Here is a 22,191-nt window from a genome sequence, read left to right as displayed (position 1 = left end):
TTACTTACTGTTGAGCATAGCTAAAAACTCAAAATAAGCGGCCTCTACAGCTATCATTTCTTCCTGGCTGAGCCATTTAATATGACACTTCAAATGGGCCGGAGTCTCTTCTCTGATGGTTCCTTCTGCAAATTTTTTAAAATTTGCACTCTTATACCTTTCTACCCAAGCAGGCAGCAAGTAGGTCAGTTGTAATGAGAAAGGATCATTTGGTTCCGCAGAACGCCATCGGCCTCCTTCCTCAGCTTCAATAAACTCAGCTTCTATTTCAAAAGCATCTTCTGTAAGATTAGCAACAGTATATATTCCATTGTAATGCTGCGTACCCATTATTTCCACCTGATCACCAGGTTCCAGTCCATGATTATTTACCTGGCAGCGGGTGAAACCTTCAGCAACCCCCTCAGAAAAAGCGTTGATGACATGGGTAAATATTAAATACCGTAAGTCTGAGTCCCAATGTTCTGCAATGGCAGGCAAATGCCTGAGCAAAATATGTTCTACCATGTAAAAGCCTTCACTATCAGCTTCTCCCAGCTTACGGCGGCTATAATCTTCTACTCCCAGTTTTCTGGCTATGCGCATCTCTAAACCAGCAATATCATTAGCCTCAGAATAGTTAAAACCATTTCCTCTACCTGCACTTAATTGCGGATAATCTTGCAAGAAATTACACTTATCAGTAATCAGTTTTTGGTCAGAAGGAGTATCAGCTGATGAGGAAGTATCATGCAAAAGCATGGCGTAATCAGTAAACGTTTCACTAAACCTGGCTAGCAGATGATTCAAAAACTTATTTTTTCTGGCCAGGCTCTCGGTAGTGGTTCCAGACTGTTCATCAAGGTAATTTACATAGTCTGCCTTACTCATGAGCACCTCTTCAAACTCTGGTATTGAGCCTAATAACGATTGACTGAAATACGTTCTGCCTTCCTGACTACTAAAACTCATCAAGTCTTTAAAGTGTGCTACCTGAGCAAAATAATTAGAGAGTACCTGCTCAAAAAAAGTTAAATATCCTTTTAGTTGACTGGCCTGAGCCTTTCGCTTTTCAGTTGATCCTTCAGGGAGTGGAGATTTACCTACTCCATAATTGGCGGGAAACTGATTTTGAACAGGATAATAGTTGCCCAGTTCAAGGTCTTTAGTCTCAGCAAGCACTATATCTCGGGCATGGATTGGTAATTTCTGGTTTTGCTCTGCATCTCTCTTGGCTATATAAAGTTTTTCTACAAGGTCAGCATCTATATTAGTAGGTAAACCTTGTTTTACAAACTGTAGCGTCTCCAGCGTCTTTTTTACCTGTAGCTTAGGGGTTTTAGACAGATCCAACGGTAAAACCCACTCTTCAGGCGTACCGGAGCCTGTAGATACAGACATGACACTTACTGCCTGTACCTGGGCTTCATCCATAATTTCTCTAATAACTGCTGAGGTATGTAATTCTTGCTTACGGCTACTATTTAATAGGTCTTCATCTTTAATAAAGCCATGTTTTAATGAAGGTCCATCAAAGATCTGATCTATTCTCTTCCCTTCTGCCAAGAGCTCTTGAAGTGTATAAAAAGTGATTTTTGGTGAAATATATTGCGCCACCCTAAGTAGCACATTGGCAGCAAACTCATTGATATCATCTACCTGTCCCACTTCTATAGTACCATGAAGCTGAATAAATTGAGTGTTTAACAAGCTGATCTCATGATAATCTTCGCACGCACCACGGCAAGCCTGTAACCTCGTCTTCACATCATTTAGCACAGTGGAGGAAGCGGCAGATTCTTCTTTCTCAAAAACAATACGATATAAACCTTTTAGAACGACTTCACTTTCAGATTGCTCACCTTCTGCTGTCTCCGTGATTTCATTAAAATCAGGAATAGCAATTTTAGGAGACACCTTTTCCACCCAGGCATTTTTTACCCCCGACACATCAATAACTACCTTTCTTATATCCAAAATAGTTACTGGTTTAGTAGTAAGGATGGTCGCCGGGCTATACAGATCTTTATAAGTACTTTGCTCATTTGTGCCTAATAAGTCTTTAATATCATGATCTATCCTATAGCTGAGATCTGTAATGGCATAGCAAAGCTGTTCTAAAATAGTTATGCCCGGATCATGCGCATTATGGTCAGTCCAGATGTGGCCCGCAAGCCGCTGTATATGCTTAATGCCTTCTGACCTCAAGAAATTATAGCTCAGTGCTGAGTCTTGAGGCAGTTCTTTAGGAATAGTAGTTATAGGCTCTGAATTCATCGTAATGTTTCCTTATTATAATTTGATTATATAGGCTAGCACATAATATGGAGGCCTGTTTTCATGCGGCTGATTATCGCCTGCTTTTTGTGTGGTGAATGAGTGCGTATGATTACTTGCTTCATCCGTATTTAAGTGTCTGGTACCATGATTTTCACCATCCATAGCATAAGTATTTAAGGAATCTCCAGTAGTGTTTTTAGAGGCTTTATGAGATATACGGTGTGTATGTTTACCCGCAGCACCTGTAGTTCCTGAATGATCATGTTTAGGCATCTGAGCTTCTGAAAGCGTCACATGCTCAGCACCTCCTTTATTTCCTATAGCCTTATAGTCTCCAGAGCCACCAAAGCCTACCACAAACTTGCCTGTAAGGTTAGGCGTTCCATTCTGCCCGTCGCACAGCGCCCAGCCAGCAGGTGCCTGCTGGCCAGACCACATGCAAATAACCCCTTTAGGGAGTCGGTTATCAACATAAGTTTTTACAGCCTTTTGAGTGGAAATTCTTTGATCTGAAGCCTTATCAGCATCTAAATCTACTTTAGGAGAAAAATTAGCGGCCTCTAACGCCGTTTTCACTTGTACCTTATCACTTTTCACCGAAAAGAAAGCAGTGCCATCATCCTTTTTTAGTGTAAGCACTCCACCTCCTCCTTCATGAGCAACAACAAAAACACTTTTACCAGAATCTTCAGGAAAAGCAGCAATAAAAGGACCACTACTCTTTCCTTTAATAGTCAGCCTGGCAGCTGGTTCTATAGTGCCAATGCCGATGTTACCATCTCCAGACCTGAGAAAAAGTTTACTTTGGCCGCTGGCATCACTAAAATTTAAACCTGGTTTATTGCTAGAGGGCTCATCTTGATCTACACGGGGGTTTAAGTTAATGCCCCAGCTAGGGTTATTGTCTTCAAAATTGTTAAACAAATTCAGTACTTCCTGTAGGCCAGCGGCATCTCCCTCTGCTTCCAGAGCTATAGGGCTTCCGGGAACCTTAGCTATCCCATCTTCCATCTGATTAAAAGAAGCGTCTATTAATTCCTTAAAATGCTGCTCCGTAGGAATTTTATATGCCAGGAAGTAATTTTTTAATTCTGTCCTGTTTTTCTTATTGATTTCCATAATTATATATCCTTTTTGCTTGCCTTGATCTATTATTACTTATGCCAGATCTTCTCCTACTATAAAATCTAATTCCACTTTCCAGTAGTTAATTCCTTCAAATTTTTCGTCATCATACCCACTTTCATCTACCACATCTATTTCATGATTAGTGGCAGAGACGAGAATCATATCAGGCTTGTGAGCCACCACTTTGTTCTGACCACCATGCAGGGTGCGCACATCTACAAACTGCTTTCCATCTTCACTTTGAAAGAGTTTCATATTGGCCACATATTCTATGTAAGGCCTTTCTGCTATAAAGTTGATCAGCACGCTGGCATACACTGTACCTCCTATAGTGATATCACTGCCTTCATCATAAGCCCAGGGAGCTAAAAACTTCTTCAACTCACCAATGAGTTTTTCTTTATAAAAGCCTTCATTATACCCCTCTTTAAACTTGACTAAGCACCTGGTCTTTATTTGCAGATAAGTAGGATTTTTAACCAAAACTGTAGCATAAGCAGGCGAGCAGGTATCAAGAAACAATCGAATCTTCTCTAGAGTATCTGCCGGCACTTTGGGTTGAAAAGGGTTAAAAGGTAATTTTCCTTTTATATCAGGAATTACCATCACACTTACCGCTCCTTCTGCCTCCGCATGCATGGGTAAACATTTTACTTTATACACTTCAGGAAACTCCTCTAACACCAGACGTTCATAATCCCACATATTCACCGCCCGGTTTTTATGCCTTAGCCGTTCACTTATTCGGTTATAAAAAATTGTACTTTCCTCTGCTGGCTTTCCGCGGTCTGAAGTGTAGGGCTGAGCAATGGTGTTAATCTCCGGTGTAGGCACTAATGGCTCTGATATCGCCCCTGAAAGAAGCGGATTTTTAAAATGGCTGACAGCCACCTTTTCACTGGAAAAAGTAGCGCTTATGGCCTGCGCTCTAATACTTATAGTATCTGATATGCCTGTGGTATCACCATTACACAATACCCTTAGCCAATGTAGCTGCCCGGGAATGAGCGTATCTGTATTGGTAGCTCCTTCGGGAACATTAAGCTGAATAATGCCGGTATTGAGTAAGTTATTAGTAGTATCTAACGGTATTTCAGAAGCTGCAATAGGCAACCATTCATTATTATGAAGGTAGCTCCAGCTCAATACTGGCTTCTCTACTTCAGGGTTAGCACTTCCTTCTGCCATCTGAAATAAAAGAGACAAAGTTTGAGGAGCTATCAGCTTACTAACACCAAGATAAAGCGCGCCCTCCTGATTATACTGCGGTAATATATGCTCACCAGGATTAACCTCAGAATAGCCAAAAGGATGAACATGATACAACTGACCTAACTCTCCGGAAGCATCCGGTGAAATAGCTGAAGATGCAGAATATCCTATTTTCAGACTTTTCAGCTTAGGTGTATATGGTGGATTTATGATGAGATTTCTTATTGCTTCATCTGATAATTGTGACTGTTTCACAAAGAGATTAGCATATATATCATGTTGAAAATCAGGATCATTCAACTCCAACCTAAAATAACGACCCCAGTCTATTACTTCATCTTCTTTATCAATACTGCTAAAAGTTAAATATTGGAAAGCCTTATATTCTTGCTGTAGATGAGCAGGAATATTACTGACTTCTGCGTGTCCGTTATTCGTAAAAAGTTCAACAGCCGAAAGATCCATTTCCGTATTACTTTGGCATAAAAAGAGCTGCGCTTTAAAATCACTATTACTATTTATGCTTGGCTTCTCCTGACCTTCTATCTTACTGTAGCTATCATAATATGCGGCTAAGTTTTCCGGCACCTTCATCCATTGGAAATCGAATTTAATGTCTGTCAAACGTTTCAAGGAGAGCTCCTCGTGCGAGATATAGAAACGACCACCGGCTTCTGGCTCAAAGCCAAAAGGCTCAAACGGCTTTTTAGAGTCTAACTGAGATTGATCATTTTGCAGATAAAGCTGACGTAGTCCATCTACCTCTACCTGTAAATGCACTTTTTTCATTTTCAGATCCTTCAGTTCCTGATAATGGCTTACATAACCAAAATCCTTTTTCTCATGATTTAGCATTAGCATGAAAGCCGGATACTGCTGATCTATTACTTTTTCTTCATTTTCAGCTGCTAATGGCTCAATGGCAGCATCATTTTCGTCCAGGTCAACCTCTATTTTCAGCGCTTTTAAATAAACATCTGAAGAATGATATTTCAGAATCTGAGATGGTTGATCTGTGCTTCCAACCGGTAATACTTCAGCTGTATCATCAGCCAGCACTTTTATTATCTTGTTAATACTACCATCAGTCCACACCAGGTATTTCCCAATATCATCTGGTACTAAAGCATTGCCCTTACTCATTTTCACTATGTTTTCATCCATAGTTCCTTCAAAGGCAGTTTCAGCATTATTAACAGTAAAATCTCCAAAAAAGAATTTAGTGTTTTCTGGCTCAATCCAACCTTTGATAGTGGTAAGCTGCACCAGAAAAGGCGGAAATGCGACTGAATCAGATTCTAATAAATATTCCAGATCTACCTCTTTTATACTGAGGTCTTCTAATGCTATGGCTATTTCAATATGTCTTCTCCCTTCATTCAGCAATAATAAAGGGGAGCTGATGCCAAGACCGAGCCTGGCTGGCTCAGAAGTGAAAGGCATTCCTTTCTGCCGGCCTCCAAAAGTCTCAAAGCGCAAGCTTTCTTCCTCCTCACCAGACAAACTAAAAACGGAGTCCGCTACATCTGCTTCGGCATATACATTTTGTAGCTCCTCTACATAAGGAGAGGGTAGCTGAATACTCCTCACTTTTCTTTGGGCGAGCTCTAACATCACATATACTTCAGTCCACTCTTCCGCAGAGGCTTCAGGGCTATTACTCACCTGATATAATCGCACAAAATCCTTCTCTGTAAGCAGCAGTTCGTTCACCACATAATGAGAAGCCTCCACTTGTTTCACCTCTTCAGCTGCATCTGAAAACTCAGAGGGTGATGCCGTTAAGTCAGCATAAAGCTGAGAGAGAGACGGCTCTGCACCGAGGTATAATGGCAATCTATCACCGGATTAGGAGTACCATAGACATGCTTAAGTAAAGCTGTGACACCTTGATCACTACTATTCTCGTGTACTGCCTGTAACGACTTTTGCCTTTGTAATTTAACCTTATTTTTAAAGGCATTATCTAAAATATTATATACAGCTTGCCATTGCTCAGTTTCACCTTCTTTATCTTCTAAATAAGTGCTAATTATTCTATCAAACTCCTCTACAGTAAGATGTAACTCACGATTAACATAAGCCTGCTTTTCAGCATTATCTTTCAGTCCTGTATATAAACCCATCAAGTCCGCTACGCCATCAGGGAAAGGCGGTAACGCATCACCAGGCTTAGGTGAACCCAGTGCCAGCTGCATCATTTTAAGCAACCCTCCGTCAGGATTATCAAGATTTTTTTGATGAGCATCAGCAATCGTGATGATTTCATTCTCTACAAAAACAGTTTTAATCTGTTCTATTTTTGCTTCGGTAATAACAGTATCACGATCAGTTTTATAATACAGTTCATTGCCTTCATCATCAGTACCGGCCTGCAAAATGGTACCTGCTTTCACTTCAAACTGGCCTACGTCATCTGCCAGTTCTAGCAGCACATTCACTACATCTGGCACAGCCTGTTTTGGGGTAAGCCTCAGCCTTTCCTGAAAATAAAAGTCCAGATGCTTCTGGGTAAGCCCGTTTATCTGACTTTTTATATGATTTAACAGCTTAAGAAAAGTAAGGAAAAGTACTACATGAGGTCGTGACAGCCGAGCATATTCTTCTGCTTCCGCACTAAAGCTGGCAGGATCTTCCACATAAGCGGCTAACTTGGCAGCCCACTGGTTGCGCATCAGCTGCTGCATGGTTTCAGTTTCATTATGATAGGCTGCAGCATCACCTACAAGCAAAGCCTCCCAGTTATTAACCGGTTGATTCTGATCATTAAAAAAGGAAAGCTCTTTAGCTAGCCGCTGAGCTTCCAAAATATAGTCTTCAAGGTTCCGATCTTCTACTTCTACATATTCAGGTTTCAGTTGCTCGGAATGCCTATCACTCTGGCTGGTACCGTCTCGAAAAAGTAGTGGATTTAATTTTGTATTATTACTCATTCCTTTTTTTAATCAATTATCTAAGAAGCCTTGACTTTAGTATTGGCAGGTATAAACTTCCCAAAACCGGCATAGCTAGCGCTGGGGTCTTGCACCATATTCACATCTACCGCTTTTACATCTACTTTAAACTCAGCCTCAAACAGGCCTCCTTGTAAAATCATTGGCTTTTGCCCACTTTTGGTTGAATTAGTCAGCTGATTAGAAGCCAACTTTTTAATGGTAAGCGTACCCTGTCCATTCACAAAAGCGCCAGCAGAATAGATACAGTTAGGCACTTGCAGCTTTTTCTCATCTCCTTTGAGCCCCACTTTCTTACCTCTTACTGTGGTTTTTCCTGAAGTAGTAAACCTGCCTGGTTTTACTGCCACTACCGCATTTTGAAAAACAGGTGAGAAAACCACAAAGTCTCCTTCTAAAATGATGTTATCTAATGCCATACGCTTATACTTTTAAGGGTTAAACCGAAGCCTCTTTCAGGTAAAAAGGATAAACCAGATTATAGCGATTATTTGTAGTGCGCACTACATAATCAATGCTGATGGCCAACATGCCTTCTTCAGCTGAATTATTAATAGCTACCTGCTCTGCCTTAACACGAGGTTCATACTTGAGTATGGCATCAGACACCACCCCACGCATTTCGTTAATCAGGCTCTGATCTACCTCTTCAAATAGAAATTGGGACAGATCACAGCCAAAATCAGACATCATTACACGCTCCTTAAGAGAAGTGGATAGTATTATTTCCAAACTTTGCTTTATATCTTCTTCTCCGCTTACAAGCTCTACTTCTGCTCCATCAGCATAAAACTGAGGAGGGAATGACCAGCCTTTACCTAAAAAGTTATTTTCCATTCTTATAAAGCATTTCTGTAGTTACTAAATCAGGACCTGCCTCTTTCTCCGCCGCATCTGATCTAAGCTGTGCGGCACCTTGACCTTGTATTTTACGAATCAGATCTACCACCTTTAAATAAGGTTGCTGACCTAATGCGGCCAGTATTACATTGGCCTCTTCCAGTGTTACTTCCAGGTTTAGCTTTTCCATCATTTTTAAATTAAATCTATTTTAGCACCCTTTATTGAAACATTGCCCTTGGCTTCCATTTCGATATTTTTCTTAGCGGTAATTTTAAAATTCTTAGCGCTATCTATTTTTACACCATTGCTACTTAGCTCTACCTGATTGCCATTAATGTCTTTAATGTTTATCAGCTTGTTTTTTTCATCTATGCAAATACTGTTTGCCGGGGAAGTAGAAAGCGTAATGGTTTCCTTTTCTTCATCAAATAGGAGCTGATATTTTTGTTTGGTGATAATGCCTTTTTGTGCATTTTCACTTGTCACATCCAGCGGCGTTTTTTTGGCCGAACTGTGCACCGCACCCAGAATAATAGCCTGTCTGGGATCATCATTTAGAAAGCCTACTATTACCTCATCGCCTATTTCAGGCCTGAAGAACATACCTCTCTCAGCACCTGCATACAGTGAGGTTAAGCGCGCCCAAACCGTTTCTTTTTCCTTATTGAAAGCAGGTATGTGCACCTTCACTCTCGAATGATTCTCTGGATCTTTCTCATAAGCCGTTACCTGGCCAATTTGCAGTCCATTAACACCGGGCAGTAATCCTGCTGCGGGCGTATCCATTATGTTAGCTTTAGTGGCAAACCAGTCTATGTCCATTCCTATTTGAACATAAGTATTCCAGCTACCATGGTTCACTTCTTGCCTTACCCCAGAAACAATATTGCTTCCGGTAAAGCTTTTGCTCATTCCTTTTATTTCTAGTGTTTGCCCTGGCTTCACCTTATTAGTGCCTGTTATGCAAACCCAGCCACGGATTAATGCTAACCTGGACTTGATTACTTGTGCATCGGCCCAGGTTCTGAGCTCCTGAGGTGGCAGCGGCACAGGGTGCATGAGAGTAACAGACTTACCCCCTACCACATCAGTAAACTTAGCCAGATCTTGATTACCCTGAGCAAACTGATACACGCTCCCTGAAGCTGGTTTTGAAAGCGATTGTTTTGCTATATCCCAACCTATGGAGTCTACCTGAAAGCATTGCTGGCGACCATTCACCTGAAGGTCAAAATCATAAATGGTATCCTGCCCCAGTTCTAATGATAAAGCTGGTGTATTCACTTCTGGCTTTAACGTAGATATAACTCCGTCATCAGCAATAAGCATGTGGCCATTGGCCTCTGCCCTTGACAAGGCAAAATCCCAATCAGAAGCATAAAACTGAACCATTTCTTTATGCTTCACTGTAGTTTTAGCTATTCTATCGGCCTTTAATTTATTTCGTAAAGCCAAGTCTTTAATAATTTCGGCATCACTCTTATGATAAATAGCATTATGCCGTCCATTGGTCATACGAATGGCTTCATCACTCATCTCCACAGTAAGTGCGGTTCTTCCGCTAGTCATGGCTAATTCTATATTTACCACTATGCCTTTAAAAACGGCCGCTTCTTCTCCCGGATTTCCCTCATGTCTCAGTAATATTTCTATACTTTTACCGATATCAAAAACACCACTATCCAGAACTTTGAACTCCTTTTTGGCAACATTTCCATCGATAAGCCTGAGTTCAGCTAAAGGAATTTTATTCAACTCCTTATTGACCTCAATAGAAAGAATCTCCAGACCTTGATCTACTACCTTGCCATCGCTTTTAATCGTTATTGTGGTTACTGCCATGCCTTACTTCTCAATAGGTGGGAAAAAGATCTCTTGCCCTGGTTTTAAGTTTCTGAAATCTGTAATGCCATTGGCTTTGGCTACGGAAATGTAATAATGAGGCGATCCATAAATTTGCTCACACATAAGTGGCAACTGATCCTCTGCCTTCACCACTCTGATATGCGTTAAATCGGGAGAGTTCTTATTCTCGTTCTTTAATCGTTCTGTTTCTTCCAGCTGACCGAAAAATGATGTATCCAGCTCGGCTCGCAAAGGCACTCCGCTTCTATCAAACAAAGTGTATTTAATATCAAGCGAAGTAAGGCGACACTTAAAATTCAGGTCTCCCCAGATGATTAAAAGATACGGCGGCTCATGAATATCACCATCCATAAAAGTGGTGAGCCTCAAAAACTCCTGAACCTGATTATAGACATCTCTGGTTTTTCCCAGCAATACATTGTAGCCTGTAACACTAGCTCCTGTACCATCTAAAATGAGCTTTAAACTAAGCTTTTCCGGCCTGCTAAATGAATAATTGGTAGTACCTCCTGTAGTGTTTACCCCTTGGCATTTATTGAATTTATTCTCATAATGAAGAGAATAACTCTCAGGATTAAACATCGCCTCAAATATTTTGGGCTTATCATTCCTTTCGGCTGTAGAGTAGGATTTGATTTTTAGCTTTTCCAGCTTAAATAAATTGAGAGGATTCATCTACCTTAAACTTTTCTTTTTCAACACTTTCAGCACTTGATCTACACATTCCTGTATGATCATTTTTTTATCTACAGCTTGCTCATCACAACCGTCATTATCAGTGCTTGTCTGACCTTTTCCTCCATCAGTAAGCACTGCTCTCACCACTATTTCTTTAATTTCTACCGCCATTTAAATTCTTATGGTTTGAAACCTGCTATAAGCTAATTCCATATTTTCTATTACTACTGAGTTGGCCTGAGCATCCAGACTGGAAATGCTCCACTTTACCGGGTAAGCATCTAAATAGAGCCATGCTCCCAGGGGAGCGCCTGTTTCATGAAACAAGGTGACTAAGACTTTAGAGGGATAAAATTTGAATTGAGAAAAGGTATAATTGAAGTCCTGCACCATTAAAGAACCAATAGCGTAACCACGTTCCAGCACCAGATTATTATAGCTTACCTGGTTAGGCAAGCGGTGATTATATAAATTCTGACCTCCTTCTCTTACCGAATGCATGCTTACCTCTGTACTTATTCCTGACACCTTTTGAAATCTAAAATCAAAAGGACTAGGAATAAAACCTCCAACGGGAAAATAAAACACGCCAAACCTGTGAGACAAAGGAGGGTTTGGATTTAATATATCAATAGCTTCCATAATTACTGATGGTAATTCATTTTTAAGTCATGAGCGATCAAATTCACCTTTTCAACTGCCACTTCATTAGCGCTAGCACTAAAGGTGGGGGCATCTAGCTGATAAGGTAATGCCCGAGATACTTCCCAGCTGACCAATGGCTCCCCTTTTTCATCACACAAGTCGATTTTCACATCTCTTTTATCGGCTTTTTGCATCCAATCATATAAATAGCTTCTGTTTTTCACTACCCCTCTTTTCATAGTGATATTAATCGGCTTTCTCTGCCCGCGGATCAGGTTGTCTCCAATTACCCAGCTGAAGCCATGCCGATACAGCACATGCTCGTGCTGTATCTCCAGGCCTGATATTTCAGAAAAGGCCATAGTATTTTCTCCGGCTATAGAAACCTGATAATTATATGCCGGAATAGGGTATTCATCTGTTATAGATGCCTTATTTACTGCCATTTCTATATAATTTTGATGAGCAAATCTGAGTACAAAAAAGAGGGCCTGAACGCAGAATGATTATGATGCTTCCTCCATAGTTACTCTTCCGGCTACCAGCTCCATAGACTCTACAGCCACTTCGTCAGACTTAGCATCAAAAGTGGGAGCGGTAAGCTTAGTAGGGAAAGCATCGATACACTTCCAGCTTACTACGGTTGAACCGGTCTCATCCAGCAGGTGTACTGTTATATCTTTTTTATCTACCCTGTTAAGTTCTATACCGTTAATCCAGTCATAGAGTGCTTTAATGCTCACGCCTTTTACAAAGCCTTTTTTCAATGATATGGTAGTGGGCTGCTTTTGGCCGGGCATGATCATTACATTAGGACCACTTTTACCACTGGTAGCATAGCTCTCTTTATAGGTAATTTGACTAAAGCTAAGCTCCAGGCCAGATACCTCAGAAAAACTAATGGATGTATTATCTATATCCACCCGATAATTGTACACCGGCAGTGGATAGTTGGTTTTGATTTGGTCTTTTGTTAGAGCCATTTCTTTTGTTTTTAGGAATAAATAATTGGTATTTGTTCTATTCTATCTCTGATGGATTATCAAGACTCCTGAAGTTTATGAGAAAACCTCAACACAATGAACTCTACTGGTCTTACCGCTGCCACGCCTATCTCCACGATCATACGACCTTCTAAAATATCTTGCTGCGTCATGGTTTTGCCTAAGCCTATATTTACATAATAAGCCTGCTCCGGGGTAGAACCAGCCAGTGCTCCTTGCTGCCAAATACCATAAAGATAACTGTCTATCATAGCCTTTACCTTTAACCAGGTAGCTGCATCATTAGGCTCGAATACAGCAAAGTGAGATGCCTTTTGAGTAGATTCTTCTATCATATTAAATAACCTGCGCACAGGTACATAGCGCCACTCATTATCATTTCCTGCCAGCGTTCTGGCTCCCCAAATCAGTGTTCCTTTACCTGAAAAACTTCTGATAGCATTAATAGATTTGCCCGCTTCACTATCAATATTGAGCTTCTCCTGGTCTGCTGTAGTGATTTTTTCTACCGGACCAATTACAGCATTAAGGCTTATGTTAGCAGGTGCTTTCCACACGCCTCGTGTTCTGTCAGTAACAGCATATACGCCTGCCACTGCAGGGCTAGGAGGCAACACCACACGCCATTTAGAAAGCTCACTTACCAGTTTATTATATAGAGCTGATTTAGTGCTTTTAATATCTGCCAGCGTAATAGAATTAGGCTCTGATGCTTCCAAAAACACTAACTCTCCTGTAGATTCTACTTTTTCAGTACCATTACTTATATCAACTATTTCAAAAAGGCCTTTTTCATTATGATTTAGCCAAGAATTCACCAACTCCTGTGCAGGCACTCCATCGCCCACATTACGAATAGTCAATTGGCTATCTGATACATCAAAGGTGACATCGTTAGAAGAATTTCCTGCCCCCTGACTCTGATTAATTCTAAACTTAGGCTGGTCTGATATATCTCCGGAATACATAATATTGATTCCATTGATCTTATATCCGGGCTTTTCTATGCCTGACAAACCATTAATTGACACCGCTTCTTCCTTATACATATAACTGAGCGAAGTATGTAGATAAGGGGTATAAGCAGCTCCATATTTCAGGTTATTGATGCCAATATTATCACGAAAACTCTGAGCATCTACATCTATGGATAACACATCAAATATACAAAAGCGATCTTTCAGGTTAGCACACTGAGCCAGCGCTTGCCTGCATACTTCATAGTAATCTACTTGCTCTAGCTTAGTAGCTTCACCTAACATTATTAAAGTAGGCTCATCTTCTTTACTCAAGGTAGTAAGCGCATCTATAAACACACTTTTCTCAAATGTAGCTTCATAATTACCTGTAGAGATAACATAACAAGCCCCTCCTCCATTTTTAAAATAAAGATCTAACGCATAGTAAAGGGTATTGACTGGTACCTGAGGCGCAATTTCCTTAATAGACTCATCTGCATTAAGGTCTACGGTAAATATGGTAGGATCAGCCCCGCCAAATATCTCTTTATACTCCAGCATAGTAGAGATCCTCACTGCTGTATTAAATACATCTTTACCTGCCTTAGAGGCGCGTTCGGTAAAGCCTATAAATGCCGGAATGGCGGTAGACACCTCGGCTACGGATGGTGGTAGCGTAGGCACCTCTTCGGTATACACACCTGGTGTTTGATAACTGGGCATATGAAATATGTTTACGTTTAAACTTTTATTTATTTACTTGAATCGTTTTTATAATCTTTACTCCCCCATCATCTACACCAGGGTTAGGCAGGTGCTTAATAATGACCTCGCCCCCTCTCAAAAGACCTAATTTTTTCACTGCATAATTGCTAGCTACTACGGGAGAATCAGACTCAAAAAGGGATAAGGATAGATCAGGAAAGGTCTTTTTAAGGGACATTAACAAAGGATCATCAGCCTGTTCAGTAATATCCACCTGATTAAAGACTAACATATTACTGCCGTCTTCAATGGAAAGGTCCTGAGCTGAGTCTTCTGAAATAAAGTAATATTTCCATTTGATAGCCGGGGCATTGAAAACCACTTTATGCACCTCTTCCACACCAGCCAGCAACTGGTCTGTCACCCCAATTTCTACTCTTGCCACCAATGGGTAACCATTAAAAGTACTGGCGCTATGATCAGTAGTTGTAAGAAACAGAGCCTCATCTTCTATTCGTGAATTATTATACAAAATCACTTTATCTGGCTCCGCTTTGGGCAGCTCTGTAACCTGACTAAATATTGATGATGTGGGGTATAAGTTGAAGGCGAAATGATCCTGTTTGGTTAGTATGGGCTTCATATCCCCATTATCATAAACAGGCGTAAGCACTCTTATTCCATTAAATGTATTTTTCATCAAAAAATGCTGTCCTCGCATCATCCGATCGGTTTTTTCATCTGGCACAATGGCAATATCAGCTCTGCCTGCAGAAAAATATTGATGATCAATGGCTAGTTCAAATAACACTTTGTACATCTTTTTCAGTTAATTTCAATTCCAACATGAGATATACCTTCTCCAGCGTAGGCCACTCCCTCTTCGTCTACAAAATGTAAAAGCCTTATCCTGTACAAAACCGAAGGCAGATAAGAGGTATTTAAAGAATGCCAAACCTGATTTTGCTCCTGCAGTGGTAAAGACACCAACTCCATAATCAGTTTTTCTATATTTTCACCTGCCAGCTCAGGGCAGTTCTTTTGTGTGTAAATGCGGTTAGCCTGAAAGCATTTAATGATATAAGACAAGAAAGTAAGAGCCTGCTTATAGTCACTAAACTTAGATACAAATAAAACCAGCAATTCAATTCTTATTTCCGGGTTAAACTGTGTTCTCACTCCATTTTGAACCACACCAGTGTATTGATCAGCATTTCTAAAAACACGATCTTCTGACACATTGATAAGGAAAGGAGTAACTGCATTATTAGTGAAAGAAATAGGATCTGAATGACCACTATCAATGAACTTTACCAAATCAGCTTCTTCTCCTGTTTTGATTCTAAAAAACTCATTAAGTCTGGTTTTCAACACCTCCAAAACGGTCTGTATCATAGAGCAATTATTAAAGTCAAAAAAGTATAAACATCACTTTTAAACCGTACATAACACCATTAAATGAATAATGACATAAACCTATCTAGCAGATAACTTGCGGACACTACTCACTGAAAACGTGAGAAAAAAGGCGTTTAGGTTGATAAAAATTAACACAACAAAGGTAGGTACGAGGGCCGCTCGATGACTATAACAAAAACGACAAAAACTATCAAATTCCCGACCGAATTGAGCAGGCAATTGAGGTTAAAAAAACATAATGAAATTATATCTTCGGATGACTATATTCCTACAATAGAGTCCTAAATAGATTTACTGGGGTAATTTTGAGGTGAGGAAAGGTATTTAATTAATAAAGGCTTCAATAATTTCTATCAGGCTCTTAAATATTGACTTACGATCACGTGACTTAACAGTTGACTCTACCTCCTCTAAAGACCTCCAGCTGCACCAGAAATCAATCCCTTTATCTTTCAGCTGTAACCTTTCATCTTCAGATAACAGCTTAATGATATAGCGCTTATGTGAAATGGTAGCCATCAACTCAGTCCCTTCGGCGTCAAAAAATGAGACATCTTGCAAGAATGCTTTCGGCCAGTATTTTAAACCTTTGCTAAGTACCCAGTCTTCTACCGGTTGCTTTAACTCAAACCTATGTGACTGTCCTGAATGGTAAATCTTATGATCAGCTACGGAATTAATCCGAAATTCACTGAGCCAGGCCAATTCCTGAGGAAATAGCTGCTTCATATTCGGCTGATTAAACTCAACAAACTGAGCATTTGGAATTACATCCCTTAGCAAATACTTCCAAGACCATTCATCACAACAATCACAGCAGAAATATTTTTTAGTATTCATATTTTATTGATCGTCTTTGAAGGGGGTTCATAATAGCAATTAATCCGTAAAAACTAAAAGCTCATTATTACTTAAATATTTAAATTGGCTTAATGTTAAATAAATTATTCCCATCCCGTCCTCATAAATATGGTAAAATTTACCACTCAATTTATTGTCGGCTATTACCTTGTTTAGATACGAAAAAAATGCCGGATCAATCCAATCTCCATTAGCTTTAAATTTTGTTTGATAAGTTTCACCATTAAGATCAAAAGAAAGAGTAATCTCTTCTTTTTTCAAATCAAAGTCATCATAAACATGGGAGGGACTAAACTCGCCGTGAGAGATTTCTGAATATCCAGAGACTAGCTCTGCATAAGGATTTTGTAAATTACCCAATTCCACATCAGCTGATAAAACCACATCTGAAAAAGTGCTAATGACATCATTAAGATTCATTATTTCTTTTTCTTTTATTAGCTCAATACTTTTGGTTATTTCCTCTTTTTCTAAATGACCAAGCGCTCCTATCTTTTTATACTCATCAATTGCTTTAGCTATTTTCGTTGATGTAAGCTGACGATCATAACTCTCGTAACTCAAGTCCCAATAACTATCATCTTGCCTAAACATGGTTTCTTGATTTGCTTTTAACCCTGATTATGCATTAGAAAACTAAAAGTTTAGAAAATCCTTCGATAATTGTGTAAAAAGATCGATTTTGATGAGGTATAAAAATCACCAGAATGGTTACTCAAAATATAGGGTCTTTACCCATTGAATATTCCTCCAAGCCAGTGACACCCTTTGGAGGGATGAGTTTAATGAAACGATTTATCGATCAGGTAGGGATACGAGAAAAATTAGCCGAACTGGCACTTCCATCTCCTGGTTCTAACCGAGGGTATGACCCCAAGCAAATCGTAGAGAGTTTTTGGCTGAGTATCTGGACAGGGGCTAGTAGATACATCCATTGTGACTGGTTGAGATATGATACTGTTTTACAGTCAATTTTTGGATGGGATGGTATGCCTAGCCAAAGTACCTACAGTCGTTTTTTTGGAAAATTCTCTCAATCCCTAAACAACGAAGTATTTCCAGAGCTTCAACAATGGTTCTTTGACCAGCTCCGTTTAGGAGCACTCACCATTGATTTTGATAGTACTGTGATCACTCGATATGGAGATCAACAAGGGAGTAGTAAAGGTTATAACCCCAACAAAAGAGGGAGAAATTCACATCACCCCTTGATGGCCTTTGTGAGTCAAACCAGAATGGTGGCCAATGCATGGCTCAGGCCAGGCAACACAGCGGCCAGTAGTAGTTGCAGGGAGTTCATGGAAGAAACCTTTAAGCACGCCTTGGCAGGACAAAAAGTAGGTCTGGTAAGGGCCGATAGTGGTTTTTACAACGAAGAAATCATGTCATATCTAGATGAAGAACTCCTCAATTACATTATGGCTGTACGCATGTACCCCAATGTAAAAAGCGAAGTTTGGGGGCTTAAAGATTGGGTCAAACTGGCAAAGGGAATAGAGCTGAACGAGATGGTTTTCAGTCATGAAAACGGTAAGCCAAGACGATACATTATTGTAAAAAAGCAAGTTGACATCAGGCCACATGCAGGAGGCAAGGAACTTTTTGAAGATCAGCCTGGCTATCGATATAGTTGCTATGTGACCAATATGGATTTACCTCTGGATCAGATTTGGAACATGTACAACACCCGCGCCGATTGTGAGAACAGAATTAAGGAATTGAAACAAGATTTTGGGCTTGAAAATTTTTGTTTACAAGATTTTTGGGCAACAGAAGCCTCCTTTCGCTTTATCATGGTGGCTTACAATTTGATGAGTTTATTCAGGCATTTTGCGTTGAACCATCATCGAAAAGCAACCCTATCAACCCTCAGATCCTATTGCTTTGCATTAGGAGCCTGGACAGCAAACCATGCTAATAAAAAGGTTTTAAAAATCTCATTACCCTCCAAAAGAAGACCCTGGATGGAGGGAATATTCTTGAACATATCGTCTACTAGTCCTCCTTTTGATTATTCTAATGAATAATCCGGGTTTAACGCTATAATTCCAAAATACTGAAGTTCTCTAACTGATTCAGGATTATAATTAAATTTAATCAGGTGTAATCGGTAAGGAGATTTTAAATCTCTTAAAATTTTATTAAATACTTTATAATCACTAGTGTCCGAGAAAAAAGATAGGGGCCTCTGAATAATTTCAAGAGTGCCCCATAATGTGTATTTTCGGTTTACCACAACAAAAAATCACACATGAGTAAAAATACATATTTCTACGGACAGCCAATCTTTTCTCAACTATTATCGCTGATAGATAAATCGGTGTTAAATCAAATAATATCAAAATACCAATCTGACAGATATTACAAGAAATTGAATACTTGGCATCACCTAGTAAGCATGTTATACTGCTGTTTCAGTGGGGCAAGTGCTCTCAGAGAGCTTACTACGGGGCTTTTGGCCTGCCAAAACAAGCTGATCCATTTAGGTATTCAATTTATACCCAGACGTTCCACTTTATCAGATAGCAACAAAAAACGCAGTAGTATAGTCTTTGCAGACATTTACATGAAATTGTTTAAAAAGTATCGGCACCTTTTGCCGGACAGCCGCTTGAGAATGGAAGTTCTCAATAAACTTTATATTGTTGATTCAACGATTATTAGTCTGTTTAAAGATATTCTCAAGGTAGCAGGACGCCCTAGAAAAGATGGCAAAAGCAAGGGAGGCATTAAAGCTCATGTAATGATTCATGCGGCAGAATTAATGCCATGTTTAGTACGGTTGACCAAGGGAAGTCAGCATGATCATACATTTTTAAAGCAATTACAACTCCCAGAAGGATCCTATGTGGTGATGGATAAAGGGTATATCGATTATAGACAATACGCACAATGGAGTCATCAAGGGATATTTTACATTACTAGAATGAAGGAAAATGCCAGATATCAATCAATAGATGAGCTAGAACTGCCTGAAGATAAAGACTTTTGTGTACTTAAGGATGAAAAAGTTGTTATCAGTTTCAAGACTGATGGACAAGTGCAAGAGCTTCAAAATAGAAGAATAGCCTATTATGATGACCTCAATAATAAATTATTAGTGTTTATGACCAATAATATGGAGTTGGAAGCAGCCACAATAGCGGCCATTTATAAATACCGATGGCAGATAGAGCTTTTATTTAAAAAGCTGAAGCAGAACTTTCCTCTCAAATATTTTCTGGGGGACAACCAAAATGCTATTGAGATCCAAATTTGGAGTGCCCTGATCTGTCTATTATTGATGGAAGTAGTCCGAAAACAGATCAAAAAAAGATGTGTAAGGCCCCCTAAAAATAGGACAGTTTAAAAGTAGAAAAATTTAATTAAATTTAAACTGTTCACTATGAAACGAAAGAAATTTTCACCCCAACAGATTGCCAGCATCTTGAAGGAATTTGATGCAGGTAAGACCGCGGCTGAGATCAGCCGTGAGCATGGTGTTAGTCAGGCAGCCTTCTACAAGTGGCGCCAGCGATTTGGAGGCATGGATGCTTCAGAGTTACGGAAGCTAAAAGAACTTGAAGAGGAAAATCGCAGGCTCAAACACATGCATGCGGAATTAGCCCTTGATCTTAAGCTTGCTAAAGAGATTATCGAAAAAAAGCTTTAAAGCCCTGCCAGAAAAAGCAGCTAGTTACGGAAATAAAAAGGGAATTTAATTACGCGATCAGCATCAGCAGGGCGTGCCGGGTTTTAAATCTTGCCAAATCCGTCTATTATTATTCATCTATTAAAAATGATGAGCCTATTATGGCTGCTTTAAAAGAAAAAGCAGAGCAGTTTCCCAGAGAAGGTTTTTGGAAAGCTTTCAGGCGACTTCGCAATGAGGGTCATCAATGGAATCATAAGAAAGTACATAGAGTCTATAAATCCATGGGATTAAGTATGCGTAGAAAGACAAAAAAAAGACTGCCCGCAAGAGTGAAAGAGCCTTTGGAGATACCGCCTGTAATCAATCATACCTGGTCTATTGACTTTATGAGTGATGCTCTATTGAACGGCAGAAAGTTTCGATCTTTCAATGTAATGGATGATTTTAACAGGGAAGCGCTACATATAGAGATTGACTATTCTCTTAAGAGCAATAAAATAGTATGGGTTTTAAACCATTTAATTAAACGTCGAGGCAAACCTGAGCGGATCAGGATGGATAATGGCCCTGAATTTATTGCAACATTAACTAAGGAATGGAGCCAAATGCACGAAATCGACTTCATTTATATACAACCAGGTAAGCCCACTCAAAATGCCTACATAGAAAGGCTGAATGGCACCTTCAGAAGAAATGTATTGGATGTGTATATTTTTGATGATATAAATGAAGTGCGTGAAGCTACTGAAAAGTGGATGAATGACTATAACTTTTTCAGGCCTCATGAAAGTCTGAATGACTTGAGTCCGGTGCTGTATGCACAGAGGGCGTTAACAGTGGATAACTCTATCGAGTTACCCACAATTAACACCTGATTTCAATAATAATAATTGTTAGAAATCTATACATTTAAACAGTCCTAATTTGGGGGTGCTTACATTGTTGCTTTTTGTCGTTAGGTTCTCTGAAATCAAAATTCATTAGTAATTCCGTTGAATATAGATCACCTGTGGCCCTCTGATATACAACTTGAAATAAAGCATAAATGAGCTGCGCATTTGAATTTCGTTCTTCATATGACAACATTTCACTCATTACTTGTGCCTGACCAGAGTCTATCAGCTTTAAGTCCACTAATTTCTGAATTTTTGATTCCTGATTTTGACCATAAACAGAATAGCCCAATAAAAAAATCAGCGCTAGTATGTAGACATTGAGTTTCTTCATAGCAACCAGCAATAACCAGCCAAGAGAATATTATACCCTAAACGTGTTTATTTACACACCTTAATTAAATTCAATATATTGAATTATTTATAAAGAGTTTCAGAAAGGCGACTATTAATAACTTTAATGACTTTTTTATAGTATTTCTTAATAAAAAAATGTCCTCCAGGATAAATGTTTTTTTCATAAATCCTACTTGTATAATTTCGCCACTCCTCTATTTGCTCTAAAGTCAAATCCTCATCATTACCAAAAAAAGCTGTAAGACCTGTTTCAATTGGAATAATATCATCCCGATTTTTGGTGTCAGAAAGTTTAAAATCATTTTTAAGTAGAGGTAAAAATATCTCTAAAAGCTCAGGATAATCAAAAAACTCCGGCGGAGTACCCCCAAGCTTGAGGATTTCCTTCTCAAAATTTTTATCATCTAATAAATGATAGTTTTTGGGTTTATAAATATGAGGTGCTCCTCTACCTGAAACAAATAAATGAACAGGAAGATGCAACTTTTCTCTTTTTATTCTTAAAGTGAGCTCATAGGCTATCATGGCTCCCATGCTATGCCCAAAAAAGGCGTAGTTACAATTATGAAGATGCTTTTTAATGATAGAAAAAATGTCATCAATCAACTCATCTACATTATCATACAGGTCTTCTTTTATACGTCTTCCCCTACCTTTTAGCTCTATGGCAATAATTTCTATATGAGGAGATAAGTAACTTTTCCATTCATAAAATATGGATGCAGAGCCTCCAGCATAAGGAAAACAGAACAATTTAATTTTATCCATTTATGA

23 protein-coding genes are annotated in these 22,191 nt (G+C 39.3%); 3 read left to right on the top strand and 20 right to left on the bottom strand.

The annotated features are described in order from the left end of the window. The 18 genes from LVD15_RS15315 to LVD15_RS15230 all read right to left on the bottom strand — a co-directional run bounded on the left by LVD15_RS15315 (position 1) and on the right by LVD15_RS15230 (position 17,127). The gene (locus LVD15_RS15315) at positions 1 to 2,256 is read right to left on the bottom strand and encodes a baseplate wedge protein (protein ID WP_233776095.1); all 2,256 of its coding nucleotides are present in this window, start codon (positions 2,254 to 2,256) and stop codon (positions 1 to 3) included. A gap of 15 nt (positions 2,257 to 2,271) precedes the next feature. Further along, a complete protein-coding gene (locus tag LVD15_RS15310; protein WP_233776094.1) occupies positions 2,272 to 3,378 on the bottom strand; it encodes a tail fiber protein in 1,107 nt (368 codons plus the stop codon). Positions 3,379 to 3,417: 39 nt separating this feature from the next. Continuing rightward, positions 3,418 to 6,435, bottom strand: a complete 3,018-nt coding sequence (locus LVD15_RS15305) for a baseplate J/gp47 family protein (RefSeq protein WP_233776093.1) — start codon at positions 6,433 to 6,435, stop codon at positions 3,418 to 3,420. After that, positions 6,381 to 7,532 carry a baseplate J/gp47 family protein gene (locus tag LVD15_RS15300; RefSeq protein WP_233776092.1) on the bottom strand — a complete coding sequence of 384 codons (1,152 nt, stop codon included), beginning with the start codon at positions 7,530 to 7,532 and terminating at the stop codon, positions 6,381 to 6,383. Before LVD15_RS15300 ends, LVD15_RS15305 begins: the two co-directional genes overlap by 55 nt. A 20-nt stretch (positions 7,533 to 7,552) precedes the next feature. Further along, positions 7,553 to 7,972, bottom strand: coding sequence for a contractile injection system spike tip protein (locus tag LVD15_RS15295; protein ID WP_233776091.1), 420 nt, complete (start codon positions 7,970 to 7,972; stop codon positions 7,553 to 7,555). A 19-nt stretch (positions 7,973 to 7,991) separates the two neighbouring features. Continuing rightward, entirely contained in the window at positions 7,992 to 8,390 is a 399-nt protein-coding gene (locus LVD15_RS15290; RefSeq protein WP_233776090.1) for a GPW/gp25 family protein, read from the bottom strand. Continuing rightward, entirely contained in the window at positions 8,380 to 8,586 is a 207-nt protein-coding gene (locus LVD15_RS15285; RefSeq protein WP_233776089.1) for a hypothetical protein, read from the bottom strand. Before LVD15_RS15285 ends, LVD15_RS15290 begins: the two co-directional genes overlap by 11 nt. A 2-nt stretch (positions 8,587 to 8,588) precedes the next feature. After that, entirely contained in the window at positions 8,589 to 10,238 is a 1,650-nt protein-coding gene (gene vgrG, locus LVD15_RS15280) for a type VI secretion system tip protein VgrG (RefSeq protein WP_233776088.1), read from the bottom strand. Positions 10,239 to 10,241: 3 nt separating this feature from the next. Continuing rightward, the gene (locus LVD15_RS15275) at positions 10,242 to 10,937 is read right to left on the bottom strand and encodes a CIS tube protein (RefSeq protein WP_233776087.1); all 696 of its coding nucleotides are present in this window, start codon (positions 10,935 to 10,937) and stop codon (positions 10,242 to 10,244) included. After that, positions 10,938 to 11,111, bottom strand: a complete 174-nt coding sequence (locus tag LVD15_RS15270) for a DUF5908 family protein (RefSeq protein WP_233776086.1) — start codon at positions 11,109 to 11,111, stop codon at positions 10,938 to 10,940. Beyond that, entirely contained in the window at positions 11,112 to 11,582 is a 471-nt protein-coding gene (locus LVD15_RS15265; RefSeq protein ID WP_233776085.1) for a phage tail protein, read from the bottom strand. A gap of 2 nt (positions 11,583 to 11,584) precedes the next feature. After that, entirely contained in the window at positions 11,585 to 12,031 is a 447-nt protein-coding gene (locus LVD15_RS15260; RefSeq protein ID WP_233776084.1) for a phage tail protein, read from the bottom strand. 60 nt (positions 12,032 to 12,091) lie between these two features. Beyond that, positions 12,092 to 12,568 carry a phage tail protein gene (locus LVD15_RS15255; protein WP_233776083.1) on the bottom strand — a complete coding sequence of 159 codons (477 nt, stop codon included), beginning with the start codon at positions 12,566 to 12,568 and terminating at the stop codon, positions 12,092 to 12,094. Positions 12,569 to 12,627: 59 nt separating this feature from the next. Then, entirely contained in the window at positions 12,628 to 14,271 is a 1,644-nt protein-coding gene (locus LVD15_RS15250; protein ID WP_233776082.1) for a phage tail sheath family protein, read from the bottom strand. 25 nt (positions 14,272 to 14,296) lie between these two features. Beyond that, complete coding sequence (locus LVD15_RS15245; RefSeq protein WP_233776081.1) at positions 14,297 to 15,073, bottom strand: hypothetical protein; 777 nt, start codon at positions 15,071 to 15,073, stop codon at positions 14,297 to 14,299. A gap of 5 nt (positions 15,074 to 15,078) precedes the next feature. Then, complete coding sequence (locus LVD15_RS15240; protein WP_233776080.1) at positions 15,079 to 15,648, bottom strand: Pvc16 family protein; 570 nt, start codon at positions 15,646 to 15,648, stop codon at positions 15,079 to 15,081. A gap of 348 nt (positions 15,649 to 15,996) precedes the next feature. Next, complete coding sequence (locus LVD15_RS15235) at positions 15,997 to 16,512, bottom strand: hypothetical protein (RefSeq protein WP_233776079.1); 516 nt, start codon at positions 16,510 to 16,512, stop codon at positions 15,997 to 15,999. Positions 16,513 to 16,551: 39 nt separating this feature from the next. After that, entirely contained in the window at positions 16,552 to 17,127 is a 576-nt protein-coding gene (locus LVD15_RS15230; protein WP_233776078.1) for a hypothetical protein, read from the bottom strand. A gap of 113 nt (positions 17,128 to 17,240) precedes the next feature. Between LVD15_RS15230 and LVD15_RS15225 the strand changes: the two genes are divergently transcribed. From LVD15_RS15225 to LVD15_RS15215, 3 genes are all read left to right on the top strand, one after another. Beyond that, entirely contained in the window at positions 17,241 to 18,560 is a 1,320-nt protein-coding gene (locus LVD15_RS15225) for an IS1380 family transposase (RefSeq protein WP_233776077.1), read from the top strand. A 224-nt stretch (positions 18,561 to 18,784) separates the two neighbouring features. Further along, positions 18,785 to 19,882 (top strand): IS4 family transposase, encoded by a 1,098-nt coding sequence (locus tag LVD15_RS15220; RefSeq protein WP_233776076.1) that lies wholly within the window; start codon positions 18,785 to 18,787, stop codon positions 19,880 to 19,882. A 36-nt stretch (positions 19,883 to 19,918) separates the two neighbouring features. Then, positions 19,919 to 21,042, top strand: a protein-coding gene (locus LVD15_RS15215; RefSeq protein WP_233776075.1) for an IS3 family transposase whose coding sequence is annotated in 2 segments (ribosomal slippage) — positions 19,919 to 20,180 and positions 20,180 to 21,042 — 1,125 coding nt in all. Because the reading frame shifts where the segments join, the coding sequence is not laid out codon by codon here. A gap of 34 nt (positions 21,043 to 21,076) precedes the next feature. Here the strand turns inward: LVD15_RS15215 and LVD15_RS15210 are convergent. Further along, complete coding sequence (locus tag LVD15_RS15210) at positions 21,077 to 21,394, bottom strand: hypothetical protein (RefSeq protein ID WP_233776074.1); 318 nt, start codon at positions 21,392 to 21,394, stop codon at positions 21,077 to 21,079. Positions 21,395 to 21,477: 83 nt separating this feature from the next. Beyond that, entirely contained in the window at positions 21,478 to 22,185 is a 708-nt protein-coding gene (locus LVD15_RS15205) for a thioesterase II family protein (protein ID WP_233776073.1), read from the bottom strand. Between the last annotated feature and the right edge of the window lie 6 nt (positions 22,186 to 22,191).

Source organism: Fulvivirga maritima, assembly GCF_021389955.1.
GTDB lineage: Bacteria > Bacteroidota > Bacteroidia > Cytophagales > Cyclobacteriaceae > Fulvivirga > Fulvivirga maritima.
Note: the sequence above shows the minus strand (reverse complement) of the source record. Positions and strands in the feature narration are given on the sequence as shown.